Below are 25,669 nucleotides of genomic sequence, written 5' to 3' on the forward strand. Positions count from 1 at the left end.
ACCGACCTCGTCGGTCACTGAGGGCCTCAGGGTCGCCGGTGGTCGCCGGCGAGCAGTGCGGCGAGCGTGATGACCTCACGCCCGGCAAGGTCCTCGACCTGGGTGCGGCACGACATCCCGTCGGCCAGGACGACGGCGTCCGGGTGGGCCCGCAGCGTCGGCAGCAGGTGCGTCTCGGCGACCGCGACCGAGACCTCGTGGTGGCCGGCCTCCACGCCGAAGTTGCCGGCGAGACCGCAACAGCCCGAGACCTTCACGACTGTCGCCCCGGTGCGCCGCAGCAGCGCCTCGTCCGGAGCGAACCCGACCACCGCGTACTGGTGGCAGTGCGGCTGCACCACCACGGTCGTCCCGGTGAGGTCGGGCACCGCCACGTCGTGGCGGGTCAACAGCTCGGCCAGCGTCACCGCGGCGCCTGCCACGCGACGGGCCGCAGCCGGGTCGCTGGCGAGCCGCAGCGCGTCGGAGCGCAGGGTGGCCAGGCACGACGGCTCCAGCCCCAGGACCGGCGCACCGGTCGCCACGTAGGGCCCGAGCGCAGCCACGAGCCCGTCGACGCTGCGGCGTGCGGCGTCGAGCTGTCCCGTCGAGACGTACGTCAGCCCGCAGCACCCGCGGGCCCCGATGACCTCCGCGCGCAACCCGGCGCCCTCCAGGACCCGGGCCGCTGCGCGAGCGGCGTCAGGGGCGAAGTGGTCCGTGAACGTGTCCGCCCAGATCCAGACGTCCGGGGCGACGCCCGCGGCGTCGGCGGGGGCCACCCCGCTCCCCCGCAGCCGGTCGGGCGGCGGCGTCGGGAGTGAGCGACGCGCGTCCACCCCGGCGACCCGCTTGGCGAGCCGCGCGAGGACGCCGTCGCCGGCGGCCAGCGGCAGGAGCCGTCGCGCCGGGGAGTCGAGCAGCATCGGCAGTCGGCCGAGGGTGTGGTGGGTCCGCGGTCGGCGCACCCAGCCCAGCGGCCCGGCGTGCCGCTGGTGCAGGACCTCCGACTTCAACGTCGCCATGTCGACACCGGTGGGGCAGTCGGTGGCGCACGCCTTGCACGACAGGCAGAGGTCGAGCACCTCGGCCACGGCGTCGTCGTCCAGCCCGGTGAGGGTGCCGTCGGCGTCCAGCGCCTCCTGCAGCACCCGGGCCCGGCCCCGGGTGGAGTCCTTCTCCTCGCGGGTGGCCTGCCACGACGGGCACATCACCCCGGGCGAGTGGGCGGAGACGCACTTGCCGACACCGGTGCAGCGGTGGGCCTCCGCGCCCAGGTCGGCGACCAGGCGCAGGCCACTGACCTGACGCACCGGGCGCGCCGGTCGCAGGTCGGCGTCCAGCGGCGCCGGGTCGACGAGGACGCCCGGGTTGAGCAGGCCGTCAGGATCGGCGAGCGCCTTGGCGGCGGCGAAGAGCTCGAGGGAGCGGGCGTCGTACATCAGCGGCAGCAGCTCGGAGCGGGCCCGGCCGTCGCCGTGCTCCCCCGACAGCGACCCGCCGTAGCTCGCCAGCGCGGACGCGCACTCGCGCAGGAAGCCCTTGAACCGCGCGCCACCGTCGGAGAAGTCGAAGTCGATCCGCACGTGGACGCACCCGTCGCCGAAGTGGCCGTAGGGCACCCCGTCGAGGTCGTGGGCGCGCAGCAACGCGTCGAAGTCACGCAGCCAGGCGCCGAGCTTCTCCGGCGGGACCGCGGCGTCCTCCCAGCCCGAGTGGGCGGGGCGGGCAAGGGAGCGCGCGGCGAGCCCGGCGCCGTCCTCACGGATCCGCCACAGCAGCGCCTGCAGGGCCGGGTCGGTCACCACCATCGCCTCCAGGGCGCCGGCCGCGGCGACCACGGCACGCGCCCGCGCGCCGGCCTCACCGGCCTCCTCACCGGTGACCTCGGCGAAGAGCCAGCCCGTTCCCCGCGGCAGGGGCGGGGGCGAGGAGACGAGCCGCACGATCCGCTCGTCCAAGCCTTCGCAGGCCACCAGTCCGTCGACACCGAGCAACCCCGGGACCGCGTCGGCGGCCTCGACCATGGAGCCGTAGCCCAGCACGACGAGGTGACGCACCGGTGCGTCGCGCACCAGGCGCACGGTGGCCGTCTCGACCACCGCCAGCGTGCCCTCGCTGCCCACGACGAAGCGCTCCGGGCGCAGCCGCTCGGGCAGCAGGTGCTCCAGCGCGTAGCCACTCACCTGACGGGAGAACTGCCCGAAGTGGGTGCGCGCGTGGGCGAGGTCGCCGGCAACCAGGGCAGCGAGGTCGCCGGCGAGGCCGTCGCTGACCCCGGGCGCCAACCGCTGCCGCTGCCCCGAGCCCCACAGCACGTCGAGCGCCTCGACGTTGTCGCTCGTACGCCCGTAGCCCAGCGCCCGCGAGCCGCACGCGTTGTTGCCGACCATGCCGCCGACCGTGCAGCGGGTGTGGGTGGAGGGGTCCGGGCCGAAGCGCCACCCGGCGGCCGTCGCGCGCGCCTGCAGCGCCGCGTGCACGACGCCCGGCTCGACCACGGCGGTGCCGGACTCGACGTCGAGCTCCCGGATCCGGGTCAGGTGGCGCGACGTGTCGACGACGATGCCGGGCCCGACCGCGTTGCCGGCGATCGAGGTCCCGGCGCCACGCATCGTCAGCGGGGTGCCGCTCGCCCTGGCGACGGAGAGGACGGCCTCGAGCTCGTCGGTGTGCCGTGGGCGCACCACCACCAGGGGCAGCACGCGGTAGAGCGAGGCGTCGGCGGCGTGCAGGGCCCGGTCGAGGTCGCTGGCGCCGACGTCCGCCACCCCCGCCGCGCCCAGCGCGGCGACCAGGTCGGCGGTGGTGCTCACTCAGGCCTCGGGGACGTCACGGTAGAAGCGCTGGCGACGCCGCACCAGGCCGAGCCAGGACCACGACCGCGGAGTCATCACCGAGCCTCACCGTGGAGGCGGATCGCGTGGTGGACGACGTCGAGCACCTCGAGCTCGCCGCCCTCGATGCGGCTGCGCGGGATGAACTCCACCGCGTCGGTCGTGCCGCCCAGCTCGGCGACGTAGGGCTCGGCGCCGTCAGCCAGTCGCGCGGCAAAGATCACGTGCACACCGTGGAAGTCCTCGAGGCGTCCGTCGGGCGCAGTCCCGGTGAAGTGCACGTCGTGCACGCCCAGCAGCTCGCCGACCTCGCACTCCACGCCGCCCTCCTCCAGCACCTCGCGCGCCAGGGCGTGGGCCGGTGACTCGCCGTGCTCGACGCCACCTCCGGGCAGCGTCCACGCGCCGGAGTGGAACCCGGCCGGAGAGATCCGGGTGAGGAGCCACTCCTCGCCGTCAGCGCCGTCCCGGGTGATCACGCCGTACGCCGCGAGTCGCTGCAGGCGCATCGGCTGCAGGTCGCCGAGGGCGTCGGCAACCATCGCGAAGACCGGGACCGTGCCGCTGAGCACGTCCGCAATCGGCTTCCAGGCCGACTCGACCGTGGAGCCGTCGACCTCGACCACGTGGGGCTCCGGCGCGTCCTTGGCGACCCACCCCTCGTAGACGATCCGCAGCGCGTGGGCGTCGACCATCCGGCCGTCGCGGCGGACGCCCGGCATGTGGGCGGAGTAGACGTGCGCGGTCTCACCGACCGCCGCCGCCAGCCCCGCCTCCTCGTAGACCTCGCGCACGACGGCGTCGCGCGGGTCCTCGCCGTGCTCGAGCCCACCGCCGGGCAGCGTCCACATCTCCTGCGCGGAGATCCGCTCCGCGACGCGGGAGAGCAGGATCTCGTCGGTGCCGTCGCCCAGCGTGCGCCGGATGACCGCGTACGCAGCAACACGCTGGTATCGGGGGAGGGATCCGGACGCGTTCATGGCACCAACCTAGGACACCCGTCCCAGCGCGGGACCTTCGCCTCCGCCGGCCTCACGGGGCCACCCGAGCCACGGCGGGCCCCACGTGGCCGGGACGCAGTGGCGCGGCATGTTGTCCCACTGCGCCGCCTCCGAGCGGCACGGGGCGTGGCCGCCGAGGTGCTGCGGATACCACGGGGCGTGCTCCCCCGGAGCCGGACGGTGGTGCGGCAGGGTCTGGAGCCCTTCGAGCATCTCGGTCAGCCGCACGCCCAGCTTGGCGGTCCACTCCGTGAGGTCCTCCCCCGGGCCCACGGTGAGCGGCTCACCGAGGTGCACGTCGATGCGGCGACCGCGCGCGAAGCTCGGGCCGGGCTCCCGGCCACCCAGCACGCCACCCTCGGGACGCCCCACGCTGTAGATGCGCTGGATGCCCCACAGCGCGACGGGAACCACCACGGCGCCGGTCTCACGGGCCAGCGCGGCGACACCGCGGGTCAGCGGACGCACCGTGTAGGAGTAGGAGATCCCGCCCTCGGGGAAGGCCGCGACCGCCTCACCGGCGCGGAGCAGTCGCCGGGCATGGAGGTAGGCGGCCGCAGGAGCGGCCCGGTCGACGGGGATGTGGCCCATCGCGGTCATGGCCGAGGCGATGCCGCGGGTGTGCCACACGTCGTACCGCGCCATGAAGCGTGGGTGGCGACCACGCGTGTGCGCCGCGAGCGCGATCGGGAGCATGTCGCCGTAGGAGACATGGGTGGAGGCGATGATCACCGGGCCGGAGGTGGGGATGCCCTCGGCGCCGACGACCTCGACCGTCGCGTCCAGGGCGCGCAGGAGCGTCCGCCCCAGCGTCAGCGCCGCGCGGTACGTCCTCTCCCTGCCTGCCACGACCCCCATGGTCGTCGTCGACGACGCCGGCGTCAGGAGAACGGGGGCCTGGCGTCGCGGGCGATCGACTGGCGACCTGCCCAACGCCACACCCGGGCCGCCCGGTCACGGTCCTCATCGGTGACGAGGTTGCCCATCCAGCGCAGCGCCAGCGTCATCAGGAAGTCCGACCGCATGCCGATCGGCCCGAGCGCCGTGATCACCTTCGGGACCGTGGCGATGCCAGCGAGGCGGCGGGCGATCGAGAACGACTCCCCGTAGCTCTCGCGCAGCAGGGCCGGCCAGGCGGTGGCCAGCGAGTAGCCGTCGTCGGCACCGTGCGCGGCGAGCAGCTCGGCGACCACCCGGCCGGTCTCCAGGCCGTAGTCGATGCCCTCGCCGTTGAGCGGGTTGACGCAGCCGGCGGCGTCGCCGACCAGCGCCCAGTTGGCCCCGGCCACGTTGCTCACCGCCCCACCCATCGGCAGCAGGGCGGAGGCCTCGGCGCGCAGGTCACCGCGCAGCTCGAACTCCTCGCGCAGCTGTCCGGCGTAGTGGCGCATCAGCGGCTTGACCGCGATGTCGGCAGGACGCTTGGCCGTGGCCAGCGCCCCGGCGCCGAGGTTGACCTCTCCGGTGCCCAGCGGGAAGACCCAGCCGTAGCCGGCCAGGGCCTTGCCGTCCTCGTCGCGCAGCTCGAGGTGGGAGGAGATCCAGGGGTCGTCGCTGCGGTCCGACTTCACGTACGACCGACCCGCGACGCCGTAGACGGTGTCGCGGTGCCACTCGCGGCCGAGCAGCTTGCCGAGCGGGGAGCGTACGCCGTCGGCGACGACGAGCCAGCGGCACCGCACCACGACCCGCTCCTTGCCCCGCGGCCCGGCGACCTCGAACACCACGGCAGCCACCCGGCCACCGTCGCGGACGACGTCGACCGCACGGGCGCCGTCGACGGCGGTGGCGCCGGAGGTCACGGCCGTACGACGCAGGTGGTCGTCGAGCTCGGTGCGCGCGACTGCCGAGCCCCAGGTGGACAGGTCGGAGCCCTTCACGTCGGGCCAGTTCAGCTCGAGCGTCTGGCCGAAGCCGTGGGCCCGCAGCCCGTGGTTGACGGTGTGTCCCTTGACCCAGTCGGTGAGGCCCAGGGCCTGCAGCTCGTGGATGGCACGCGGCGTCAGGCCGTCGCCGCAGGTCTTGTCACGGGGGAAGACCGCTGCGTCGACGAGCAGGGTCTCCAGTCCGTGGCGGGCTGCCCACGCGGCAGCGCCGGATCCAGCGGGACCGGCGCCGACGACGAGGACGTCGGTCTGGGTGGGCAGGGTGTGGGGCACCCCGCGATTCTCGCAGGCACGTGGCTGCCGGGCACATCGCCCCGAGCGGGACACCTGAAATGCCACGAGGGCCGGTCCGCGTGAGCGGGACCGACCCTCGTGGGTGGTACGTGACTACGTCGGGGACGCGACTCAGTTCTGGTAGGAACCGAAGTCGAAGTCGTCCAGCGCGACGGCCTGGCCGCTGCCCTGACCGAAGTCGTAGTCGTAGTCGTAGCCGGTGACCTGGTAGGCGGCCGCACGGGCCTCCTCGGTCGGCTCGACGCGGATGTTGCGGTAGCGCTCCAGACCGGTACCGGCCGGGATGAGCTTTCCGATGATCACGTTCTCCTTCAGACCCAGGAGCGAGTCCGAACGACCGTTGATCGCCGCGTCGGTGAGGACTCGGGTCGTCTCCTGGAAGGAGGCGGCCGAGAGCCACGACTCGGTGGCCAGCGAGGCCTTGGTGATGCCCATGAGCTCCGCACGACCCGAGGCCGGCTTGCCGCCCTCGGAGACCACGCGACGGTTCTCCTCCTCGAAGCGAGCACGGTCGACCAGGTCGGACGGCAGCAGGTTGGTCTCACCCGACTCGATGACCGTCACGCGACGGAGCATCTGGCGCACGATGATCTCGATGTGCTTGTCGTGGATCGACACACCCTGGCTGCGGTACACCTGCTGGACCTCGTCGACGAGGTGCTGCTGGGCCCGGCGGATGCCGAGGACCCGCAGGACCTCCTTGGGGTCCGGCGTACCGAAGGTCAGCAGGTCGCCGACCTCGATGTGGTCGCCGTCGGCGACGCGCAGGCGCGAACGCTTGGAGACCGGGTACTCCACGAGCTCGGAGCCGTCGTCGGGGGTGACGATGACCTTGCGGGCCTTGTCGGTGTCCTCGATCTCGACGCGACCGGCGACCTCCGAGATGGGCGCCATGCCCTTCGGGGTGCGGGCCTCGAAGAGCTCGACGACGCGGGGAAGACCCTGCGTGATGTCGTCGGCCGACGCCACACCACCGGTGTGGAAGGTACGCATGGTCAGCTGGGTTCCGGGCTCACCGATCGACTGGGCCGCGATGATGCCGACGGCCTCACCGATGTCGACCAGCTTGCCGGTGGCCAGCGAACGGCCGTAGCACTTGGCGCAGGTACCGGTGCGGGCCTCGCAGGTGAGGACCGAGCGGACCTTGACCTCGGTGATGCCGGCCTCGACCAGCTCGCCGATCTTGACGTCACCCAGGTCCTCACCCGGCACGGCGAGAACCTCGCCGGTGGTCGGGTGGACGACCTCGGTCGCCGCGGAACGGGCGTACGCCGCGGTCTCGGCGTTCTCGTGACGGACGATGCGACCGTCCTCGAGGACCTCACCGATGACCTTGGCGAGACCACGCTCGGTGCCACAGTCGTCCTCACGGATGATGACGTCCTGCGAGACGTCCACCAGGCGCCGGGTCAGGTAACCCGAGTCGGCGGTACGCAGCGCGGTGTCGGCCAGACCCTTACGAGCACCGTGGGTCGAGATGAAGTACTCCAGCACCGACAGGCCCTCACGGAAGTTGGCCTTGATCGGACGCGGGATGATCTCGCCCTTGGGGTTCGCCACCAGGCCACGCATACCGGCGACCTGACGGATCTGCATCATGTTTCCGGAGGCACCGGAGTCGACCATCATGTAGATCGGGTTCGAGCGGTCGAAGTTCTTCGCCATGGCCTCGGCGACCTCGTTCGACGCCTGGGTCCAGATCTCGATGAGCTCCTGACGACGCTCCTCGTCGGTGACGAGACCGCGCTCGAACTGCTGCTGGACCTTCGAGGCCTGAGCCTCGTAGCCAGACAGGATCTGCGCCTTGGCGGCCGGAGCCGTCACGTCGTCGATCGACACGGTGACACCCGAGCGGGTGGCCCAGTGGAAACCGGCGTCCTTGAGGGCGTCGAGCGAGGCAGCGACCTCGACCTTGGTGTAGCGCTCGGCCAGGTCGTTGACGATCGAGCCGAGACGCTTCTTGCCCACCTCTTCGTTGACGAAGGGGTAGTCGGCCGGAAGGGTGTCGTTGAAGATCGTGCGACCCAGCGTGGTGTCGACGATCGCCGAGGTCGGCTCGTCACCGATGTCGGCGACGTAGTCGGCCAGACGGATCTTCACCTTCGACTGCAGCGAGATCTCGCCGCGGTCGAACGCCATGATCGCCTCGGCCTGCGAGGAGAACTGACGTCCCTCGCCGGGCTCGCCCTCACGGTCGGTCGTGAGGAAGAAGAGGCCGATGATCATGTCCTGGGTCGGCATCGTCACCGGGCGACCGTCGGACGGCTTGAGGATGTTGTTGGTCGAGAGCATCAGGATGCGAGCCTCGGCCTGGGCCTCCGCCGACAGCGGCAGGTGGACAGCCATCTGGTCACCGTCGAAGTCTGCGTTGAACGCGGTGCAGACGAGCGGGTGGATCTGGATGGCCTTGCCCTCGATCAGCTGGGGCTCGAACGCCTGGATGCCGAGACGGTGCAGCGTGGGTGCACGGTTGAGCAGCACCGGGTGCTCGGTGATGACCTCTTCGAGGACGTCCCAGACCACCGCGAAACGGGGACCGCCGGACGTCGCGCGCTCCACCATCCGCTTGGCGGACTTGATGTTCTGCGCGTGCGAGAGGTCTACCAGACGCTTCATCACGAACGGCTTGAAGAGCTCCAGCGCCATCTGCTTGGGCAGACCACACTGGTGCAGCTTCAGCTGCGGACCCGAGACGATGACCGAACGACCCGAGTAGTCGACGCGCTTTCCGAGCAGGTTCTGACGGAAGCGACCCTGCTTGCCCTTGAGCATGTCGGAGATCGACTTGAGCGGACGGTTGCCGGGGCCCGTGACCGGGCGACCGCGACGGCCGTTGTCGAAGAGGCTGTCGACAGCCTCCTGGAGCATCCGCTTCTCGTTGTTGACGATGATCTCCGGCGCACCGAGGTCGAGCAGTCGCTTGAGTCGGTTGTTGCGGTTGATCACGCGGCGGTACAGGTCGTTGAGGTCGGAGGTCGCGAAGCGGCCACCGTCCAGCTGGACCATCGGGCGCAGGTCCGGCGGGATCACCGGAACGGCGTCGAGCACCATGCCGATCGGCTGGTTGCCGGTCTTGCGGAAGGCGTCGACCACCTTGAGGCGCTTCAGGGCGCGGACCTTCTTCTGGCCCTTGCCGTTGGCGATGGTGTCGCGCAGCGACTCCACCTCGGCGGCGATGTCGAAGTCCTGGAGGCGCTTCTGGATCGCCGTGGCGCCCATGTGGCCCTCGAAGTACTTCCCGAACCAGTCCTTCATCGAGCGGTACAGGATCTCGTCACCGAGCAGGTCCTGGACCTTCAGGCTCTTGAAGGTGCTCCAGATCTCCTCGAGGCGGGCCAGCTCGTTCTCGGAGCGCTTGCGCAGCTGCGCCATCTCGCGCTCCGCGCCGTCCTTGACCTTGCGACGCTGGTCGGCCTTGGCACCCTCGGCCTCGAGGGCAGCCAGGTCCTCCTCGAGCTTCTTCGCGCGGTCGTCGATCATCGAGTCGCGACGCTTCTCGAGACGCTCGCGCTCCAGGCTCACCTTGTTCTCGAGGGAGGACATGTCGCGGTGACGTGCCTCCTCGTCGACGGAGGTGATCATGTACGCCGCGAAGTAGATGACCTTCTCGAGGTCCTTCGGGGCGAGGTCGAGCAGGTAGCCGAGACGCGACGGGACACCCTTGAAGTACCAGATGTGGGTGACCGGCGCGGCCAGCTCGATGTGGCCCATCCGCTCGCGGCGCACCTTGGAGCGGGTGACCTCGACGCCACAACGCTCACAGATGATGCCCTTGAAGCGGACGCGCTTGTACTTGCCGCAGTAGCACTCCCAGTCCCGGGTCGGGCCGAAGATCTTCTCGCAGAAGAGTCCGTCGCGCTCGGGCTTGAGGGTGCGGTAGTTGATGGTTTCCGGCTTCTTGACCTCGCCGTGGCTCCACTCGCGGATCGAGTCCGCGGTGGCCAGCGAGATCTGCAGCTGGTCGAAGAAATTGACGTCGAGCACTGTGTTGATTCCCTACCTTCTCAGACTTCTTCGACGGAGCTGGGCTCGCGACGCGACAGGTCGATGCCGAGCTCTTCAGCTGCTCGGAACACGTCGTCCTCGGCGTCCTTCAACGAGATCGGGGTCCCGTCCTGGGACAGGACCTCGACGTTGAGGCAGAGCGACTGCATCTCCTTGATGAGAACCTTGAACGACTCGGGGATACCGGAGTCGGGGATGTTCTCACCCTTCACGATGGCTTCGTAGACCTTGACGCGACCGGGCACGTCGTCGGACTTGATCGTCAGCAGCTCCTGGAGCGCGTAGGCAGCGCCGTACGCCTCCATCGCCCAGACCTCCATCTCACCGAAGCGCTGGCCACCGAACTGGGCCTTACCGCCGAGCGGCTGCTGGGTGATCATCGAGTACGGGCCGGTCGAGCGCGCGTGGATCTTGTCGTCGACCAGGTGGTGGAGCTTGAGGATGTACTTGTAGCCGACCGACACCGGGTCCGGGAACGGCTCGCCGGAGCGGCCGTCGAAGAGACGGGCCTTACCGGTCGAGTCGATCAGGCGCTTGCCGTCACGGTTGGGGAGCGTCGCGTCGAGCAGACCGACGATCTCGTCCTCGCGGGCACCGTCGAAGACCGGGGTGGCGACCTTCGTGCCGGGCTCGGCCTTGTCCGCACCGATGCGGATGAGGCGCTGCTTCCAGGCCGCGTCCGACTGGTCGTCGGAGAGGTTGAGGTCCCAACCCTGCTTGGCGAGCCAACCGAGGTGGAGCTCGAGGATCTGGCCGATGTTCATACGACGCGGCACACCGAGCGGGTTCAGGATCACGTCGACCGGGGTGCCGTCCTCCATGAACGGCATGTCCTCGATCGGCAGGATCTTGGCGATGACGCCCTTGTTGCCGTGACGACCGGCGAGCTTGTCACCGACGGAGATCTTGCGCTTCTGCGCCACGTACACGCGAACCAGCTGGTTCACGCCCGGGGGCAGCTCGTCGCCCTCCTCGCGGTCGAAGACGCGGACGCCGATGACCGTTCCGGACTCACCGTGCGGGACCTTCATCGAGGTGTCGCGGACCTCGCGGGCCTTCTCACCGAAGATGGCGCGCAGCAGGCGCTCCTCCGGGGTCAGCTCGGTCTCACCCTTGGGCGTGACCTTGCCGACGAGGATGTCACCGGTGGTGACCTCGGCGCCGATGCGGATGATGCCGCGCTCGTCGAGGTCGGCCAGACCCTCCTCGGAGATGTTCGGGATGTCCCGGGTGATCTCCTCGGGGCCGAGCTTGGTGTCGCGCGCGTCGACCTCGTGCTCCTCGATGTGGATCGAGGTGAGGATGTCCTCCTGGACCAGGCGCTGGCTCAGGATGATGGCGTCCTCGTAGTTGTGGCCCTGCCACGGCATGAAGGCCACGAGGAGGTTGCGACCCAGGGCCATCTCGGCGTTCTCGGTGCAGGGGCCGTCGGCGATCGGCGAACCGACCTCGAGGCGGTCACCCTCGCTCACCAGCGGGCGCTGGTTGATCGCGGTGCCCTGGTTCGAGCGGCGGAACTTCGCCAGGCGGTACGCGGAGTACGACCCGTCGTCGTTCATGGTCTCGATGACGTCGGCGGAGACCGACTTCACGACACCAGCCTTGTCCGACACGACCACGTCACCGGCGTCGACGGCGGCGCGGTACTCCATGCCGGTGCCGACGAGCGGGCTGTCCGAGGTGATGAGCGGAACGGCCTGACGCTGCATGTTGGCGCCCATGAGCGCGCGGTTGGCGTCGTCGTGCTCGAGGAACGGGATCAGGGCGGTCGCGACCGACACCATCTGGCGCGGCGAGACGTCCATGTAGTCCACGTCGCCCGGCAGGATCTCGGCGACCTCGCCACCCTTGGTGCGGACCAGGACGCGCTCGTCGACGAAGCGACCCGAGTCGTCGATCGCGGCGTTGGCCTGCGCGATGACGTAGCGGTCCTCGTCGTCGGCGGTCAGGTAGTCGACCTTTTCCGTGACGACGCCGTCCTCGACCTTGCGGTACGGGGTCTCGATGAAGCCGAACGGGTTGATCCGACCGTAGGAGGCCAGCGAGCCGATCAGACCGATGTTCGGGCCTTCAGGGGTCTCGATGGGGCACATGCGGCCGTAGTGCGACGGGTGGACGTCTCGGACCTCCATGCCGGCGCGGTCACGGGAGAGACCACCGGGACCGAGAGCGGAGAGGCGACGCTTGTGCGTCAGTCCCGCGATCGGGTTGGTCTGGTCCATGAACTGCGACAGCTGCGAGGTGCCGAAGAACTCCTTCAGCGCCGCGACGACCGGGCGGATGTTGATCAGGGACTGCGGCGTGATGGCCTCGACGTCCTGGGTCGTCATGCGCTCACGGACGACGCGCTCCATGCGGGCCAGACCGGTGCGGAGCTGGTTCTGGATCAGCTCGCCGACCGTGCGCATGCGGCGGTTGCCGAAGTGGTCGATGTCGTCCGCGGAGACCTTGAGCGGCTTGTCGTCCTGGCCGATCACGACGTTGCCCTGGGGGTCGAGGAGGTCGACGGGCTCGGTCGGGACGCCAGAGGCGTGCAGCTGCACGATGTAGCGGATCGCGGCGACGATGTCGGCGATGGTCAGCGTCTGCTGGTCGAACGCCTCGTCGAGGCCCAGCTTCTTGTTGATCTTGTAGCGACCGACCTTGGCCAGGTCGTAGCGCTTCGGGTTGAAGTAGTAGTTCTTCAACAGGGTGAGCGCGGCCTCACGCGTCGGCGGCTCGCCCGGACGGAGCTTGCGGTAGATGTCGAGCAGCGCGTCGTCCGGACCCTGGGTGTTGTCCTTCTCCTCGGTCAGCTGGATCGACTCGTACTGACGGAGCTCGGCCATGACCGACTCGTAGTCGTACGGCTCGCCCTCGTAGTCCTCCTCGGAGGCGAGCGCCTGCAGCGCCTTGAGCAGCACCGTGACGTTCTGCTTGCGCTTGCGGTCGAGGCGTACGCCGACCAGGTCGCGCTTGTCGATCTCGAACTCGAGCCAGGCACCACGCGAGGGGATGACCTTGGCGGTGTAGATGTCCTTGTCGGAGGTCTTGTCGGCGGTGCGCTCGAAGTAGGCACCGGGCGAACGGACCAGCTGGGACACGACGACACGCTCGGTGCCGTTGATGATGAAGGTGCCCTTCTTCGTCATCATGGGGAACTCACCCATGAAGACGGTCTGGGCCTTGATCTCACCGGTCGTGTTGTTCATGAACTCGGCGGAGACGTACAGCGGTCGGGAGTAGGTGAAGTCCTTCTCCTTGCACTCCTCCTCCGTGTACTTGGGGTCCACGAAGACAGGGTTCTCGAACGACAACGACATGGTGTCGTTGAAGTCCTCGATCGGAGAGATCTCCTCGAAGATCTCCTCGAGACCCGACTTCTCGGAGACGTCCTCGCCAGCCGCCTTGCGGGCGGCGACGGTCTCGTCCCAGATCTCGTCACCGATCAGCCAGTGGAAGCTGTCGGTCTGGAGAGCCAGGAGAGAGGGAACCTCGAGAGGCTCCTTGATCTTTGCGAAAGAGATGCGACGGGGGTTACCAGCGGAGCTGCGCGCGGCCAAGATGTGCGTCCTTCGAAATCATCGCTGAAGGTGAGTGGCGCCTCCGACCACTACAACACCCCTCCGGACAGGGCGAGAGCATATGAGGGCAGGCGCAAAGAAAGAGCCTATCCCACGAAGGGGGTCGCCACCAAGACCCGCGAGGAGGGAGTTGCATCACAGCAGCGAATCGAGACGATTCCCGCGGACGCACCTCCGGGTGACGGGTCGATGATTACCCCCGGGAGGGGTCCGGGTCAAGCAGGCCCGCCTTCTGGGCGGGGAAGCACGAAGGCGGCCACCCTCACGGGTGACCGCCTTCGCTGTGCTCACGAGGAGCGATGCTCTGACGAGCGGAGTGTCCGAACAGACGTCACTTGAGGGTGACGGTGGCGCCGGCGCCCTCGAGGGACTCCTTGGCCTTGTTCGCGGCCTCCTTGTTGGCGCCTTCGAGGACAGCCTTGGGAGCGGACTCCACCAGGTCCTTGGCCTCCTTGAGACCGAGACCGGTGAGGGCGCGCACCTCCTTGATGACGTTGATCTTCTTGTCACCAGCGGCCTCGAGGATGACGTCGAACTCGTCCTTCTCCTCAGCGGCCTCGCCACCGGCAGCGCCGCCAGCGGCGGGGGCAGCGGCAACGGCGACGGGGGCAGCGGCGGTGACGCCGAAGGTGTCCTCGAACTCCTTCACGAACTCGGAGAGCTCGATGAGGGTCATCTCCTTGAACGCGTCGAGGAGCTCTGCGGTGCTGAGCTTCGCCATGAGGGCGATTCCTTCCATTCGGTGGTCAGACCGGTTTCGGCCCGACCGGGGGTTTCAGGTGGTGTACGTCGGCCTGGGGTCAGGCGTCGGTGGACTCGGCAGCCTCGTCAGCAGCCTCGGCGGGAGCCTCCGCAGCGGGAGCCTCCTCCGAAGCGGCCTCTTCGGCAGCCGGAGCGTCCTCGGCAGCGGCCGGCGTGCCGGCACCACCTGCGAGGATCGAGGGGTCCTGCTCTGCCTTCGCCTGCAGGGCGCCGGCGAGCCGGGCAGCCTGCGAGAGCGGGGCGTTGAGCAGGTAGACGGCCTGCGACAGGGAGGCCAGCATTGCGCCAGCCATCTTGCCGAGCAGGACCTCACGCGACTCGAGATCGGCCAGCTTGGCGATCTCGGCAGCGTCGAGGATGTTCCCGTCCAGGACACCGCCCTTGATGACAAGGGCGGGGTTTGCCTTGGCAAAGTCACGCAGACCCTTCGCCGCCTCGACCACGTCGCCCTCGATGAAGGCGATGGCGGTCGGGCCGGTGAGCAGGTCGTCGAAGCCGGTGATGCCCACCTCGTTGGCGGCAAGCTTGGCCAGCGTGTTCTTGACCACGGCGTAGTTGGCGTTCTCGCCGAGGGAGCGCCGCAGTTCCTGCAGCTGCTTCACGGTGAGACCGCGGTACTCGGTCAGCACAGCACCAGCGGAACCGTTGAATGACTCAACGATGTCCGCGATGGCTGCTGCCTTCTCTGGCCGCGCCATGGGTCTCCTTCCGGACTACGCTCGAAGACGTACCGGCTTGGCCCCTGAAACAACGAACGCCCCGGGCACAGGAGCCCAGGGCGTGATGGACGATCGAGATCATCCTGCTCTGTACACCTGCGCTGGCCGTCCACTGCTGCGGAACCTTCGGTCATCCTCTCCCCTTGCGAGGAAAGCGTGACCACCGGCGGTCTCTGGTTACGAGTAGGGACTCTAAACCAGGGGCGACGCAGGACCCAAATCGGCGGAGCACGCGCCTGGGCACCCAGTCAGTCTCGCAGTTTTGACCACATGGTCCGGCGTTGCGTGTTGCAATCTGTCCGTGGACCCGATGCTGACTCCCCTCGACGAGGTGCTGGAGCGCGTCGACAGCCGACTGCTCTCCCCCCAGACCGACGTACGCATCTGGACGACGGGTTTCCCGCTCCTGGACGACGCGCTGGGCGGCGGCCTGCGAGCCGGCACCCTCAACCTCCTCGCCGGCTCCCAGGGCGAGGGCAAGACCACGTTCGCGCTGCAGATCGCTCGCCAGTGCGCCAAGGCCGGACAGCCCGTCGTCTTCTTCTCGTTCGAGCTCGAGGCCGAGGTGCTGCTCCAGAAGATGATCGCGGCGGAGGCGGCCGAGTACGCCGCCGAGAGCCCTGTCAGCGTCTACCAGGTGCGTGCGGCCTTCGAGGGCACCGACGGCGGCGCCGGAGGCCTGCCCGAGCGCCTGGGCCGCTACAACGGCGGCCTCGACGCCCTGGCGGCGATCTCCGAGTTCGCCCCGCTCCTGCACGTGCACCGCTCCACCACCACCTCGACCAACCTCGACGTGATCGCCCGGACCGTCAAGGACGTGACCGCCCAGCACGGCCACCCCCCGCTGGTCGTCATCGACTACCTGCAGAAGGTGCGCCCGCGCGAGCCGATGGAGGAGGAGCAGGCCGTCACCCACGTGACCGAGCGCCTCAAGGACATCGCCATCGACTCCGACTGCCCGGTGCTCAGCATCTCCGCCTCGGACCGGGCCGGCCTCGAGCCCGGTCAGCGCATGCGCGCGCGCAACATGAAGGGCTCCACGGCCCTGGCGTACGAGGCCGACGTCGTGCTGATCCTGTCGAACAAGGCCGACATCGTCGCCCGGCACCACCTGCTGTACGCCGCGAACAACGGCGCGAACTTCCGTGAGTACTCCGTGCTCACCGTCGACAAGAACCGCTCCGGGCGCACCGGCGCCGAGGTCGAGTTCCGCAAGCAGTTCACCAGTGGACGCTTCGTGCCCGAGGGCTCGGTCGTCTCGGAGGACCTGGTCGACGAACGCGTCTTCGTGAAGTGATCCCGAGGCCTCGGTCGGTCGGTGGGAGGTCGACCGATGCCGGGCACTCCGCGCAGCCGATGGGACCGCTCACCGAGAGGTGACCGGTCCCTTCTGGTTCACGGGCCGAGCCGGAAATGGGCCGAGCCAGGAATCGGCTGAGCCAGAAATGGCACAGGGCCGGCCACCCCATGGTGACCGGCCCCGTCGCAGGAACCTGCGGGATCAGATGATCACTCGCCGGACTCGTCCTCAGCCGCGACGTCCTTCACGCGGTTGGTGTCGACCAGGACGCCGGGGCCCATGGTCGTGGAGAGCGAGATCTTCTTGATGTAGCGGCCCTTGGAGCTGGCCGGCTTGAGACGCAGGATCTCCTCAAGGGCAGCGGCGTAGTTCTCGGCGAGCTGCTGCTCGGAGAAGGAAGCCTTGCCGATGATGAAGTGCAGGTTCGAGTGGCGGTCGACGCGGAACTCGATCTTGCCGCCCTTGATGTCGGACACGGCCTTGGCCACGTCCGGCGTCACGGTGCCGGTCTTCGGGTTCGGCATGAGGTTGCGGGGACCGAGCACGCGACCGAGGCGGCCGACCTTGCCCATCATGTCCGGGGTCGCGACCACGGCGTCGAAGTCGAGCCAGCCGCCCTGGACCTTCTCGATCATGTCGTCGCCACCGACGAAGTCGGCGCCGGCCTCACGGGCGGCCTCGGCCTTGTCCGCGTTGGCGAACACGAGGACGCGGGCGGTCTTGCCGGTGCCGTGGGGCAGGTTGACCGTGCCGCGGACCATCTGGTCGGCCTTGCGGGGGTCGACGCCGAGGCGCATGACCACGTCGACGGTCTCGTCGAACTTCTTCTTGCTGTTGTCCTTCGCGATCTTGATCGCGGCGAAGGGGGCGAAGATCTCGTTCTTGTCGAACTTCGCCGCTGCCTCGCGGTAGCTCTTGCTGCGCTGCATGTCTGGTTACTCGTTTCTTCCAGTGTGGTCAGTGAGCCAGCGCGGCTCTGCCACTCAGATTGGTTCGGGAGGGGAGGATCAGTCGGTGGTGATGCCCATGGAACGGGCGGTGCCTTCGACGATCTTCATCGCTGCGTCGATGTCGTTGGCGTTGAGGTCGGGCAGCTTGGTCTGCGCGATCTCACGAACCTGGTCCTTGGTCAGCTTGCCGACCTTCTCCTTGTGCGGGACGCCCGAACCCTTGGCCAGGCCAGCGGCCTTCTTGATCAGCTCAGCGGCCGGCGGGGTCTTGGTGATGAAGGTGAACGAACGGTCCTCGTAGATGGTGATCTCCACGGGGATGACGTTGCCGCGCATCGACTCGGTCTGCGCGTTGTACGCCTTGCAGAAGTCCATGATGTTCACGCCGTGCGGACCGAGGGCGGTACCGACCGGCGGAGCCGGGGTCGCGGAGCCAGCCTGGAGCTGGACCTTGACCAGGGCTGCGATCTTCTTCTTGGGAGGCATTTCTTGATCCTTCTGATCGTGACGTCGTGGTCTTGTCGAGCCGGAGCGGGATGCCTCCCGACGGCTCTGCCACCTGGGTGTTGCTCACGCCGCTGACGCGACGTTGGCGCGGGTGCCGTTCACACGGCAAACGCCGGCCGTCGGACAGTCTCGCATTTCCGTCCCGTGAGGACGGAATTCTCGACTGCCCCCGACCGGCGGCGCTGGTTGCCTCAGACCCGCTGGATCTGGCTGAAGCTCAGCTCGACCGGGGTCTCCCGGCCGAAGATCTCGACGAGGGCCTTGACTCGCTGGGACTCACCGTTGATCTCGGTGATGGTCGCGTGCAGCGTGGCGAACGGACCGTCGACCACCATCACGGAGTCGTTGACGTCGAAGTCGGCGACCTCGACCGGCTTCCTCGCCTGCGACGAGCCGGACGACTTCGAGGAGGAGGCGGCCTCCGCCTCGGCCTCGGCCACGGCGACGGCGCTGGGAGCGAGCATCGACTCGACCTCACCCATCGACAGCGGGACCGGGTTGTGGGCGTTGCCCACGAAGCCGGTGACCGACGGAGTGTGGCGCACGGCCGACCAGGACTCGTCGGTCAGGTCCATGCGGACCAGGACGTAGCCCGGCAGGACGGTACGGGTGACCATCTTGCGCTGGCCGTTCTTGATCTCGGCGACCTCTTCGGTCGGCACGACGATCTCGTGGATGTACTCACCCATGTCGAGCGCCTGGATGCGGTTCTCGAGGTTGGCCTTCACACGCTTCTCCATGCCGGAGTAGGTGTGGATGACGTACCAGTCGCCGGGCTTGGCCCACAGCTCGCGGCGGAACGCCTCGAGCGCGTCGACCTCCTCGGTCTCGCCGTCGGCGGACTCCTCGGCAGAGGCGTCCTCCTCGGTCGCCGGGGTCTCGACCTCGGCCTCGTCACCCTCGAGGGTGGAGTCGTCGTCGATGGACTCGGTCGCCTCGAGGTCAGCCTCGGTCGGCTCCGGCGAGTCGTTGTGCTCAGACACGTGCTGCTCCGTCACTTGGTTTCACTGGTTGCTGGTCACGCTCAGGGTCCGAGCCTCGGTCAGTTCGTGCCGCCGGTGAAGGCCCAGAAGACCAGGCGCCCGAACCCGAGGTCCAGGAGCGAGACGATGGTCATCATCACGAGGACGAAGACCATGACGACGATGAAGTACGTCACGAGCTGCTTCTGCGTCGGCCAGACGACCTTGCGCAGTTCGGCGATCACCTGGCGCAGGAACGTCACCGGGCTGGTGCGGCTGGTGCCCTTCTCAGCGCGAGGCTCGTGAGCCTTGGCGTCCGACACGGTGCCTCCATGGTTTCGATGACGTGGTGCTTCTAGTTTCCTGCCTCAGACAAATCCTGCTGTTGCAGGGCACGAGGGACTTGAACCCCCAACCTTCGGTTTTGGAGACCGATGCTCTGCCAGTTGAGCTAGTGCCCTCCGACGGGACTCCCGCTCACTCCGGCCCGGGTGGGGGGCAGGGATCAGCATGTGGGAGAACCACCAGTCGGAGAGTGTACGGGGCTGCTGCGGTCTCGTCCAAACGCCCTACGATGTGTCCATGACCGAGACTTCCTCCCCCACCCCAGCCGGCAGCCCCCGTGACAAGCGCGTCTCCTCCCGGATCGCCGCGATCGCCGAGTCGGCGACGCTCAACGTGGACGCGAAGGCGAAGGCGCTGAAGGCCGAGGGACGTCCGGTGATCGGTTTCGGCGCCGGCGAGCCGGACTTCCCGACCCCGTCGTACATCGTCGACGCGGCCGTGGAGGCGTGCCGCGACCCGAAGAACCACCGCTACACCCCCGCGGGGGGCCTGCCCGAGCTCAAGCAGGCGATCGTGGAGAAGACCAGGCGCGACTCCGGCTACGAGGTCACCCCGGCCCAGGTGCTCGTCACCAACGGTGGCAAGCAGGCCATCTACGAGGCCTTCGCGACCATGCTCGACCCGGGCGACGAGGTCATCGTCCCCGCTCCCTACTGGACCACCTACCCGGAGGCCATCGCGCTCGCCGGCGGCGTGCCGGTGCCTGTGCTCGCCGACGAGACCCAGGACTACAAGGTCACCGTCGAGCAGCTCGAGGCGGCGCGCACCGAGCGTACGAAGGTCCTGCTCTTCGTCTCCCCCTCCAACCCGACCGGCGCGGTCTACACCGCCGACGAGATCCGGGCGATCGGCCAGTGGGTCGAGGACAACGACCTCTGGGTGCTGACCGACGAGATCTACGAGCACCTCGTCTACGACGACGTCGAGACCGGCTCGCTGCCCGTCCTCTGCCCGTCGCTGGCCGACCACTGCGTGGTCGTCAACGGAGTCGCGAAGACCTACGCCATGACCGGCTGGCGGGTGGGCTGGCTCATCGGCCCCGCCGACCTCGTCAAGGCCGCGGGCAACCTGCAGTCGCACGCCACCTCCAACGTCGCGAACGTCTCGCAGCGTGCCGCGATCGCCGCCGTCTCCGGCGACCTGGCCGCCGTCGACGAGATGAAGGTCGCCTTCGACCGTCGCCGCCGCACGATCGTCGAGATGCTCAACGCCGTCGAGGGCATCTACTGCCCCACCCCGCTGGGCGCCTTCTACGCCTACCCGTCGGTGAAGGGCCTGCTCGGCAAGTCCTACGACGGCAGGGTCATCGACACCTCGGCCGACCTCGCCGAGTACATCCTCGAGAAGGCCGAGGTCGCGGTCGTCCCCGGCGAGGCCTTCGGCTCCCCCGGCTACCTGCGCCTCTCGTACGCCCTGGGCGACGACGACCTCATCGAGGGCGTCACCCGGATCCAGAAGCTCTTCTCCTGATCTGACCCGCACCACCCGCACCGACCGCAGGGGCGCCCCACCCGGGGCGCCCCTGCGGCGTTCGGCGGGCCCCCGGCGCATGTAGCGTCAGCCCATGGCTCGTGACATCCGCGCGCTGCCCAAGGCGCACCTGCATCTCCACTTCACCGGCTCGATGCGCCACGCCACCCTGCTGGAGCTGGCGGAGCGCGACGACATCACCCTGCCGGAGTCGCTCGTCGAGGACTGGCCGCCGCAGCTGTCGGCCGCCGACGAGAAGGGCTGGTTCCGTTTCCAGCGCCTCTACGACGTCGCCCGCTCGGTGCTGCGCACCGAGGACGACGTACGACGCCTGGTGCGGGAGGCGGCCGAGGACGACGTGCGCGACGGCGGGCGGTGGCTGGAGATCCAGGTCGACCCCAGCGGCTACGCGGCCCGCTTCGGCGGCATCACGCAGTTCACCGACCTGGTCCTCGACGCCGTCGCCCAGGCGTCGCGCGAGACCGGGCTGGGCATGGCCGTGGTGATCGCCGCCAACCGCACCCGCCACCCGCTCGACGCACGGACGCTGGCGCGCCTGGCCTCGCAGTACGCGGGCCGGGGCGTCGTGGGCTTCGGACTCTCCAACGACGAGAGGCGCGGGCGCACCGACGACTTCCGTGCCGCCTTCGACATCGCACGGCGTGCCGAGCTCGCCCTCGTGCCGCACGGGGGCGAGCTCCTCGGTCCCGGCCACGTGCGTACGTGCCTGGACTCCCTGGGCCCCACCCGGCTCGGCCACGGAGTGCGCTCGTCGGAGGATCCGCGCCTGCTCGAGCGCATCGTCGACGCCGGCATCGCCCTGGAGGTCTGCCCCGTCTCCAACGTCGCCCTGGGCGTCTACCCCGACCTGGCCTCGGTCCCGCTGCCCCAGCTGGTGGCGGCCGGCGCGACCGTGGCGCTCGGCGCGGACGACCCGCTGCTCTTCGGCTCCCAGCTCGCTGGGCAGTACGCGACGATGCGTGCCGCGCACGACCTGGACGACGAGCAGCTGGCCGATCTGGCCCGGATGTCGATTCGGGCCTCGAGAGCCCCTGACTGGGTGAGAGAATCCGTACTCGCCGAGATCGACGCATGGTTGGCAGGCGTCGACGGCAGCGGCCCGGGCCGCACCACGGAGAGGAACTCATGAGCGACCCGCAGAACCCCTACGGTCAGCAGCCGGACCCCACGGACCCCCACGGACGGCCCTACGGCGCCCAGCCCTACGGCTCGCCCCAGGGACAGCCGGGACCCACCGGCGAGCCGAACCCGTACGGTCAGCAGCCGCAGCAGAACCCGTACGGCCAGCAGGCACCGCAGGAGAACCCGTACGGCGCCCCGCCGGCCTACGGGCAGCAGCCCGCCTACGGGCAGCCGGCGTACGGGCAGCCGGGCTACGGTCCCGGCGGCCTCGGCCCCGCCAAGCCCAACCACCCGTCGGCCACCACGTCGATGGTGCTGGGCATCATCGGCCTCGGCAGCCTCGTGATCGCCTGCGGCATCGGCCTGATCCTCTCCCCCTTCGCCTGGGTCATGGGCGGCAAGGCCGTCAAGGAGATCGACGCCTCCAACGGCCAGCTGGGTGGTCGTGACCAGGCGCGCGCCGGCCAGATCATGGGCATCATCGGCACGGTGATCTTGGTACTGATGGTGATCGCGGTGGTGGCTTTCTTCGCGCTGGTCTTCCCAAGCGGGCCCTCGGACTACACCTTCGAGAGCACCCCCGTCGAGTACTCCGAGGGCTACTGAGCCTCACCGACCACGAGGCCCTCGCCGTCCGGCGGGGGCCTCGAGTTCTGCTGTTGTGCCTCCACGCGACCGCGACCTGAACCACCATGGTCCCGACCGAGACCACGAGAGGCACTCAGTGAGCGATCCGAACCCCCCGAGCAACCCGTACGGCCAGCCCAGCAACGACCAGCCCGGCTACGGCCAGGCCCCCTACGGCCAGCTGCCCGGCCACGACCCGTTCGCCGTCAGGGGGCTGGGCGGACCGCAGCCGCACCCGCGCGGCACCACGGTCCTCGTGCTGGGGATCGTCGGCGTGTTCTGCTGCGGCTTCCTGGCGCCGGTCGCCTGGGCGCTGGGATCCAGCGCGGACAATGACGTCACGACGTACCCGGGTAGCTACAGCAACGCCGGGCAGATCAAGGCGGGCAAGATCCTCGGCATGGTCGGCACTGCGGTGCTCGTCCTCAGCTTCGTGGCCACGGTGCTCCTCATCGCCTACGCCGGCTCCATGGACCTGGATCAGCCGAGCAACCAGAACGAGTGGTCGAACCTCCAGTAGGGCTCGGCAGCGCACTGGTCGGCGGGCCGGTCTCCCCCTAGGGTCGAAGGACCACCCCCAACCAGGAGGGACCGACCCATGGACATCGTCCTCATTCCCGGCCTGTGGCTGGACGCCACCGCCTGGGACCCCGTCACAGCCCACCTCGCCTCGCGTGGTCACCGGGTCAACGCCCTCACCCTGCCCGGGCAGGGTGACGGCCAGAGCGGTGCGACCTTCGACGACCAGCTCGACGCGGTGGTCGCAGCCGTCGAGGGCGCCGAGCAGCCGCCCCTGGTGGTGGGCCACTCCGCCGCCAGCACCCTGGCGTGGCTCGCCGCCGACCGACGACCCGACGGAGTCGCTGCCGTAGCGCTCGTCGGAGGGTTCCCGGCGACCGACCGCACCACGTACGCCGACTTCTTCCCCGCCCAGGACGGCAAGGTCCTCTTCCCGGGGTGGGACCCCTTCGAGGGTCCTGACACCGTCGACCTCGACGAGGCCGCTCGCGAACGGATCGCCGCCACCATGCACCCGGTGCCGCACTCTGTCACCACGGGAGAGGTGCGCTACGTCGACGAGCGACGGCGGGCAGTCCCGCTGACGCTGGTCTGCCCGGAGTACTCCCCCGACCAGGCGCGCTCGTGGGTGGAGGCGGGCGAGGTGCCGGAGGCGGCCGCGACGGACCAGCTCGACTACGTCGACATCGACAGCGGTCACTGGCCGATGTTCTCGGCCCCCGACGTGCTGGCAGGGCTGCTGGACGACATGGCCCGGCTGCGGTCGCTGTGACCCCTGGGCCCGGTTGATCCCCCGCGTCAGAGCGACAGGCCGACGAGCACCGGCTCGTTGACCAGGCGTACGCCGAAGGCCTGCTCGACGCCGTCACGCACCGTGCGCGCGAGCACCATGAGGTCGTCGGCGCTGGCACCGCCGCGGTTGGTCAGGGCGAGCGTGTGCTTGGTCGAGAGGCTCACGCGCCCCTCGACCTGCGCGGGGCTGAACCCCTTGGCGAAGCCGGCGTGCTCGATCAACCACGCCGCGCTCGACTTCACCGACCCGTCAGGCTGGGGGAAGCGAGGGGCGTTCTCGGGCAGCGTCCGGGCCTGGTCGGCGCTGAGCATCGGGTTGGTGAAGAACGACCCGGCGCTCCAGGTGTCGTGGTCGGCGGCGTCGAGGACCATGCCCTTGGCAGCGCGCAGCCCCAGGACCGCGGAGCGTACGTCGGCAGCCGGCGCCCGCTGCCCGACCTCGACGCCGAGGGTGCGGGCGAGCTCGCCGTAGGCGATGGGCGCGGAGAGCGAGGCGGCCGGGAGCTGGAACGTCACCTCGAGGATCAGGTACCGGTCGGGCTCTGCCTTGAAGCGGCTGTGGCGGTAGGAGAAGCCGCACTCGGCGACGCTGAAGGTGCGCTGACGCCTCTCGACGCGGTCGAAGGTGCGCACCTGCGCAATGGTCTGCGCGACCTCCTGGCCGTAGGCGCCGACGTTCTGCACGGGGGTGGCACCGACGGAGCCGGGGATGCCGGAGAGGGCCTCCACGCCGCTCCAGCCGGACGTGACGGCGTGTGCCACGACGTCGTCCCACACCTCCCCCGCAGCGGCCGTGAGGACGGCCCCGCCACAGGTGGCGTCATGAGGCTCGACGTCGGCGGAGAGGCCCCGGGTGGCGATCCTGACGACGCGGCCGGAGAAGCCGGCGTCGGAGACGACGAGGTTGGAACCCCCGGCGACCAGCAGCACCGGCACGCCGCGCTCGTCGGCGTCGACGACGGCCTCGATGAGCTCGGCCTCGGTCGTCGCCTCGACGTAGTCCGCGGCGGGTCCGCCGAGCCGCAGCGTGGTCAGGTCGGCCAGACGCACCTCAGGCACCGGACTCCTCGGCCTGCTCGGACTCGTCGGGCTCATCGGACTGCGCAGGGAGCACGACGACGGCCTTCGGCATGCCGAGCACCTTGGCACCGGCGCTGGTGACGAGCAGCGCCAGGGCGACGACGCAACGCCCGTCCTCCTCGGCGACGCTCTTGACGGTCGCGGAGACGACCACCTCGACCGACCCCTCGGCGGGGACGACCACGGGGTCGGTGAACTTGGAGCCGATCTCGCGCACCTCGGCGCCGGGGAACCAGTCGGTGACCGCACGGGCCATCAGCGCCATCGTGTACATGCCGTGGGCGATGACGCCGGGCAGGCCGACCGAGAGCGCGACGGCCTCGTCGAGGTGGATGGGGTTGTGGTCGCCGCTCGCGTCGGCGTAGGCGCGCAGGTCGGCGCGGGTGACCGCGAACGTACGCGGGCCGAGTGCGGCGCCCTCGACAGGCGCGTTGACCGGTGCTGCGGCGCTCATGCCTGCTCCTCCGCCGCTTCCTGGTCGGCCTCGCCCCGGTGGACCAACGTGGCGCTCGCTGTGCAGACCAGCTCGCCGTCGGCGTCGGTGACCGTGCTCAGGGTGCCGATGATGTCGTTGCCACCGATCTGGCGCAGGCGGGAGACCTCGAGCGTGGCGACCAGGGTGTCGCCGGCGACGACGGGGCGCGCGTACGTGAAGCGCTGCTCGCCGTGGACGATGCGGTGCAGCGGGACCTGCTCGGCGTCGAGGAACGTCTGCATGGCCTCGAAGGCCAGGACGATCGGGTAGGTCGGCGGTGCCACCTGCGCGGGGGCGCCCCCCGCGGCGGCGGCGAAGGCCGCGATCGACTCAGGGGTGACGTGGTGCTCGGAGGTCGCCGGGAAGCTCCGGCCGACGAGCGAGGAGTCGAGGGTCATGGCGTCCAAAATAGCGACAGACCCACCCGAGCACGTCGGGCGGGTCTGTGCGGGA

General features: G+C 69.6%; 21 protein-coding genes and 1 tRNA gene. 6 read left to right on the top strand and 16 right to left on the bottom strand.

Annotated features, from left to right (window positions below):
• Positions 1-26: 26 nt before the first annotated feature.
• The 8 genes from FCL41_RS14540 to rplJ all read right to left on the bottom strand — a co-directional run bounded on the left by FCL41_RS14540 (position 27) and on the right by rplJ (position 15,025).
• Entirely contained in the window at positions 27-2,795 is a 2,769-nt protein-coding gene (locus FCL41_RS14540) for an FAD-binding and (Fe-S)-binding domain-containing protein (RefSeq protein ID WP_137064950.1), read from the bottom strand.
• 77 nt (positions 2,796-2,872) lie between these two features.
• The gene (locus FCL41_RS14545) at positions 2,873-3,796 is read right to left on the bottom strand and encodes an NUDIX hydrolase (RefSeq protein ID WP_137064949.1); all 924 of its coding nucleotides are present in this window, start codon (positions 3,794-3,796) and stop codon (positions 2,873-2,875) included.
• A gap of 9 nt (positions 3,797-3,805) precedes the next feature.
• Positions 3,806-4,666, bottom strand: coding sequence for a lysophospholipid acyltransferase family protein (locus tag FCL41_RS14550; RefSeq protein WP_170970188.1), 861 nt, complete (start codon positions 4,664-4,666; stop codon positions 3,806-3,808).
• Between the two features lie 32 nt (positions 4,667-4,698).
• Positions 4,699-5,976, bottom strand: coding sequence for a geranylgeranyl reductase family protein (locus FCL41_RS14555; protein WP_137064947.1), 1,278 nt, complete (start codon positions 5,974-5,976; stop codon positions 4,699-4,701).
• 132 nt (positions 5,977-6,108) lie between these two features.
• Positions 6,109-9,981, bottom strand: a complete 3,873-nt coding sequence (locus FCL41_RS14560; RefSeq protein ID WP_137064946.1) for a DNA-directed RNA polymerase subunit beta' — start codon at positions 9,979-9,981, stop codon at positions 6,109-6,111.
• A 20-nt stretch (positions 9,982-10,001) separates the two neighbouring features.
• Positions 10,002-13,544, bottom strand: coding sequence for a DNA-directed RNA polymerase subunit beta (rpoB, locus tag FCL41_RS14565; RefSeq protein WP_137064945.1), 3,543 nt, complete (start codon positions 13,542-13,544; stop codon positions 10,002-10,004).
• A gap of 352 nt (positions 13,545-13,896) precedes the next feature.
• Positions 13,897-14,286, bottom strand: a complete 390-nt coding sequence (gene rplL / locus FCL41_RS14570; protein WP_137064944.1) for a 50S ribosomal protein L7/L12 — start codon at positions 14,284-14,286, stop codon at positions 13,897-13,899.
• Between the two features lie 79 nt (positions 14,287-14,365).
• Entirely contained in the window at positions 14,366-15,025 is a 660-nt protein-coding gene (gene rplJ / locus FCL41_RS14575; protein WP_137064943.1) for a 50S ribosomal protein L10, read from the bottom strand.
• A 331-nt stretch (positions 15,026-15,356) separates the two neighbouring features.
• Between rplJ and FCL41_RS14580 the strand changes: the two genes are divergently transcribed.
• Positions 15,357-16,343: a DnaB-like helicase C-terminal domain-containing protein gene (locus FCL41_RS14580; protein WP_239021881.1), complete on the top strand. Its 987-nt coding sequence runs from the start codon at positions 15,357-15,359 to the stop codon at positions 16,341-16,343.
• A gap of 212 nt (positions 16,344-16,555) precedes the next feature.
• Here FCL41_RS14580 and rplA read toward each other — a convergent pair whose 3' ends face one another.
• The 5 genes from rplA to FCL41_RS14605 form a co-directional block, all read right to left on the bottom strand.
• Positions 16,556-17,275, bottom strand: a complete 720-nt coding sequence (gene rplA / locus FCL41_RS14585; protein WP_137064941.1) for a 50S ribosomal protein L1 — start codon at positions 17,273-17,275, stop codon at positions 16,556-16,558.
• Between the two features lie 78 nt (positions 17,276-17,353).
• Complete coding sequence (gene rplK, locus FCL41_RS14590; RefSeq protein WP_135833236.1) at positions 17,354-17,782, bottom strand: 50S ribosomal protein L11; 429 nt, start codon at positions 17,780-17,782, stop codon at positions 17,354-17,356.
• Between the two features lie 212 nt (positions 17,783-17,994).
• The gene (nusG, locus tag FCL41_RS14595) at positions 17,995-18,786 is read right to left on the bottom strand and encodes a transcription termination/antitermination protein NusG (protein ID WP_137064940.1); all 792 of its coding nucleotides are present in this window, start codon (positions 18,784-18,786) and stop codon (positions 17,995-17,997) included.
• Positions 18,787-18,845: 59 nt separating this feature from the next.
• Entirely contained in the window at positions 18,846-19,088 is a 243-nt protein-coding gene (gene secE / locus FCL41_RS14600) for a preprotein translocase subunit SecE (RefSeq protein ID WP_137064939.1), read from the bottom strand.
• 65 nt (positions 19,089-19,153) lie between these two features.
• A tRNA-Trp gene (locus tag FCL41_RS14605) sits at positions 19,154-19,226 on the bottom strand.
• A gap of 121 nt (positions 19,227-19,347) precedes the next feature.
• On the opposite strand from FCL41_RS14605, the gene FCL41_RS14610 reads away from it, so the two are divergent.
• From FCL41_RS14610 to FCL41_RS14630, 5 genes are all read left to right on the top strand, one after another.
• Positions 19,348-20,580 (top strand): pyridoxal phosphate-dependent aminotransferase, encoded by a 1,233-nt coding sequence (locus tag FCL41_RS14610; protein WP_137064938.1) that lies wholly within the window; start codon positions 19,348-19,350, stop codon positions 20,578-20,580.
• Between the two features lie 94 nt (positions 20,581-20,674).
• Positions 20,675-21,730 (top strand): adenosine deaminase, encoded by a 1,056-nt coding sequence (locus FCL41_RS14615; RefSeq protein WP_137064937.1) that lies wholly within the window; start codon positions 20,675-20,677, stop codon positions 21,728-21,730.
• Positions 21,727-22,329: a DUF4190 domain-containing protein gene (locus tag FCL41_RS17160; RefSeq protein WP_175422352.1), complete on the top strand. Its 603-nt coding sequence runs from the start codon at positions 21,727-21,729 to the stop codon at positions 22,327-22,329. Before FCL41_RS14615 ends, FCL41_RS17160 begins: the two co-directional genes overlap by 4 nt.
• 118 nt (positions 22,330-22,447) lie before the next feature.
• Positions 22,448-22,870 (top strand): DUF4190 domain-containing protein, encoded by a 423-nt coding sequence (locus FCL41_RS14625; protein ID WP_137064936.1) that lies wholly within the window; start codon positions 22,448-22,450, stop codon positions 22,868-22,870.
• 78 nt (positions 22,871-22,948) lie between these two features.
• A complete protein-coding gene (locus tag FCL41_RS14630) occupies positions 22,949-23,641 on the top strand; it encodes an alpha/beta fold hydrolase (RefSeq protein ID WP_137064935.1) in 693 nt (230 codons plus the stop codon).
• Positions 23,642-23,667: 26 nt separating this feature from the next.
• Here FCL41_RS14630 and FCL41_RS14635 read toward each other — a convergent pair whose 3' ends face one another.
• The 3 genes from FCL41_RS14635 to FCL41_RS14645 are packed head-to-tail and all read right to left on the bottom strand — an operon-like array spanning position 23,668 to position 25,614.
• Positions 23,668-24,756: a UDP-N-acetylmuramate dehydrogenase gene (locus FCL41_RS14635; protein WP_137064934.1), complete on the bottom strand. Its 1,089-nt coding sequence runs from the start codon at positions 24,754-24,756 to the stop codon at positions 23,668-23,670.
• A complete protein-coding gene (locus tag FCL41_RS14640; protein ID WP_137064933.1) occupies positions 24,713-25,195 on the bottom strand; it encodes a MaoC/PaaZ C-terminal domain-containing protein in 483 nt (160 codons plus the stop codon). Before FCL41_RS14640 ends, FCL41_RS14635 begins: the two co-directional genes overlap by 44 nt.
• Entirely contained in the window at positions 25,192-25,614 is a 423-nt protein-coding gene (locus FCL41_RS14645; protein WP_137064932.1) for an FAS1-like dehydratase domain-containing protein, read from the bottom strand. Before FCL41_RS14645 ends, FCL41_RS14640 begins: the two co-directional genes overlap by 4 nt.
• Positions 25,615-25,669 lie beyond the last annotated feature (55 nt).

Source organism: Nocardioides jishulii (genome assembly GCF_006007965.1).
GTDB classification, from domain to species: Bacteria; Actinomycetota; Actinomycetes; order Propionibacteriales; family Nocardioidaceae; genus Nocardioides; species Nocardioides jishulii.

Bases quoted from the DNA above. Each gene is read 5' to 3' on its own strand.
- FCL41_RS14545 (WP_137064949.1), bottom strand. From the start codon at position 3,796: ATGAACGCGTCCGGATCCCTCCCCCGATACCAGCGTGTTGCTGCGTAC.
- rplL (WP_137064944.1), bottom strand. From the start codon at position 14,286: ATGGCGAAGCTCAGCACCGCAGAGCTCCTCGACGCGTTCAAGGAGATG.
- rplJ (WP_137064943.1), bottom strand. From the start codon at position 15,025: ATGGCGCGGCCAGAGAAGGCAGCAGCCATCGCGGACATCGTTGAGTCA.
- FCL41_RS14580 (WP_239021881.1), top strand. From the start codon at position 15,357: ATGCTGACTCCCCTCGACGAGGTGCTGGAGCGCGTCGACAGCCGACTG.
- rplA (WP_137064941.1), bottom strand. From the start codon at position 17,275: ATGCAGCGCAGCAAGAGCTACCGCGAGGCAGCGGCGAAGTTCGACAAG.
- rplK (WP_135833236.1), bottom strand. From the start codon at position 17,782: ATGCCTCCCAAGAAGAAGATCGCAGCCCTGGTCAAGGTCCAGCTCCAG.
- FCL41_RS14610 (WP_137064938.1), top strand. From the start codon at position 19,348: ATGACCGAGACTTCCTCCCCCACCCCAGCCGGCAGCCCCCGTGACAAG.
- FCL41_RS14615 (WP_137064937.1), top strand. From the start codon at position 20,675: ATGGCTCGTGACATCCGCGCGCTGCCCAAGGCGCACCTGCATCTCCAC.
- FCL41_RS17160 (WP_175422352.1), top strand. From the start codon at position 21,727: ATGAGCGACCCGCAGAACCCCTACGGTCAGCAGCCGGACCCCACGGAC.
- FCL41_RS14630 (WP_137064935.1), top strand. From the start codon at position 22,949: ATGGACATCGTCCTCATTCCCGGCCTGTGGCTGGACGCCACCGCCTGG.
- FCL41_RS14635 (WP_137064934.1), bottom strand. From the start codon at position 24,756: ATGAGCCCGACGAGTCCGAGCAGGCCGAGGAGTCCGGTGCCTGAGGTG.
- FCL41_RS14640 (WP_137064933.1), bottom strand. From the start codon at position 25,195: ATGAGCGCCGCAGCACCGGTCAACGCGCCTGTCGAGGGCGCCGCACTC.
- FCL41_RS14645 (WP_137064932.1), bottom strand. From the start codon at position 25,614: ATGACCCTCGACTCCTCGCTCGTCGGCCGGAGCTTCCCGGCGACCTCC.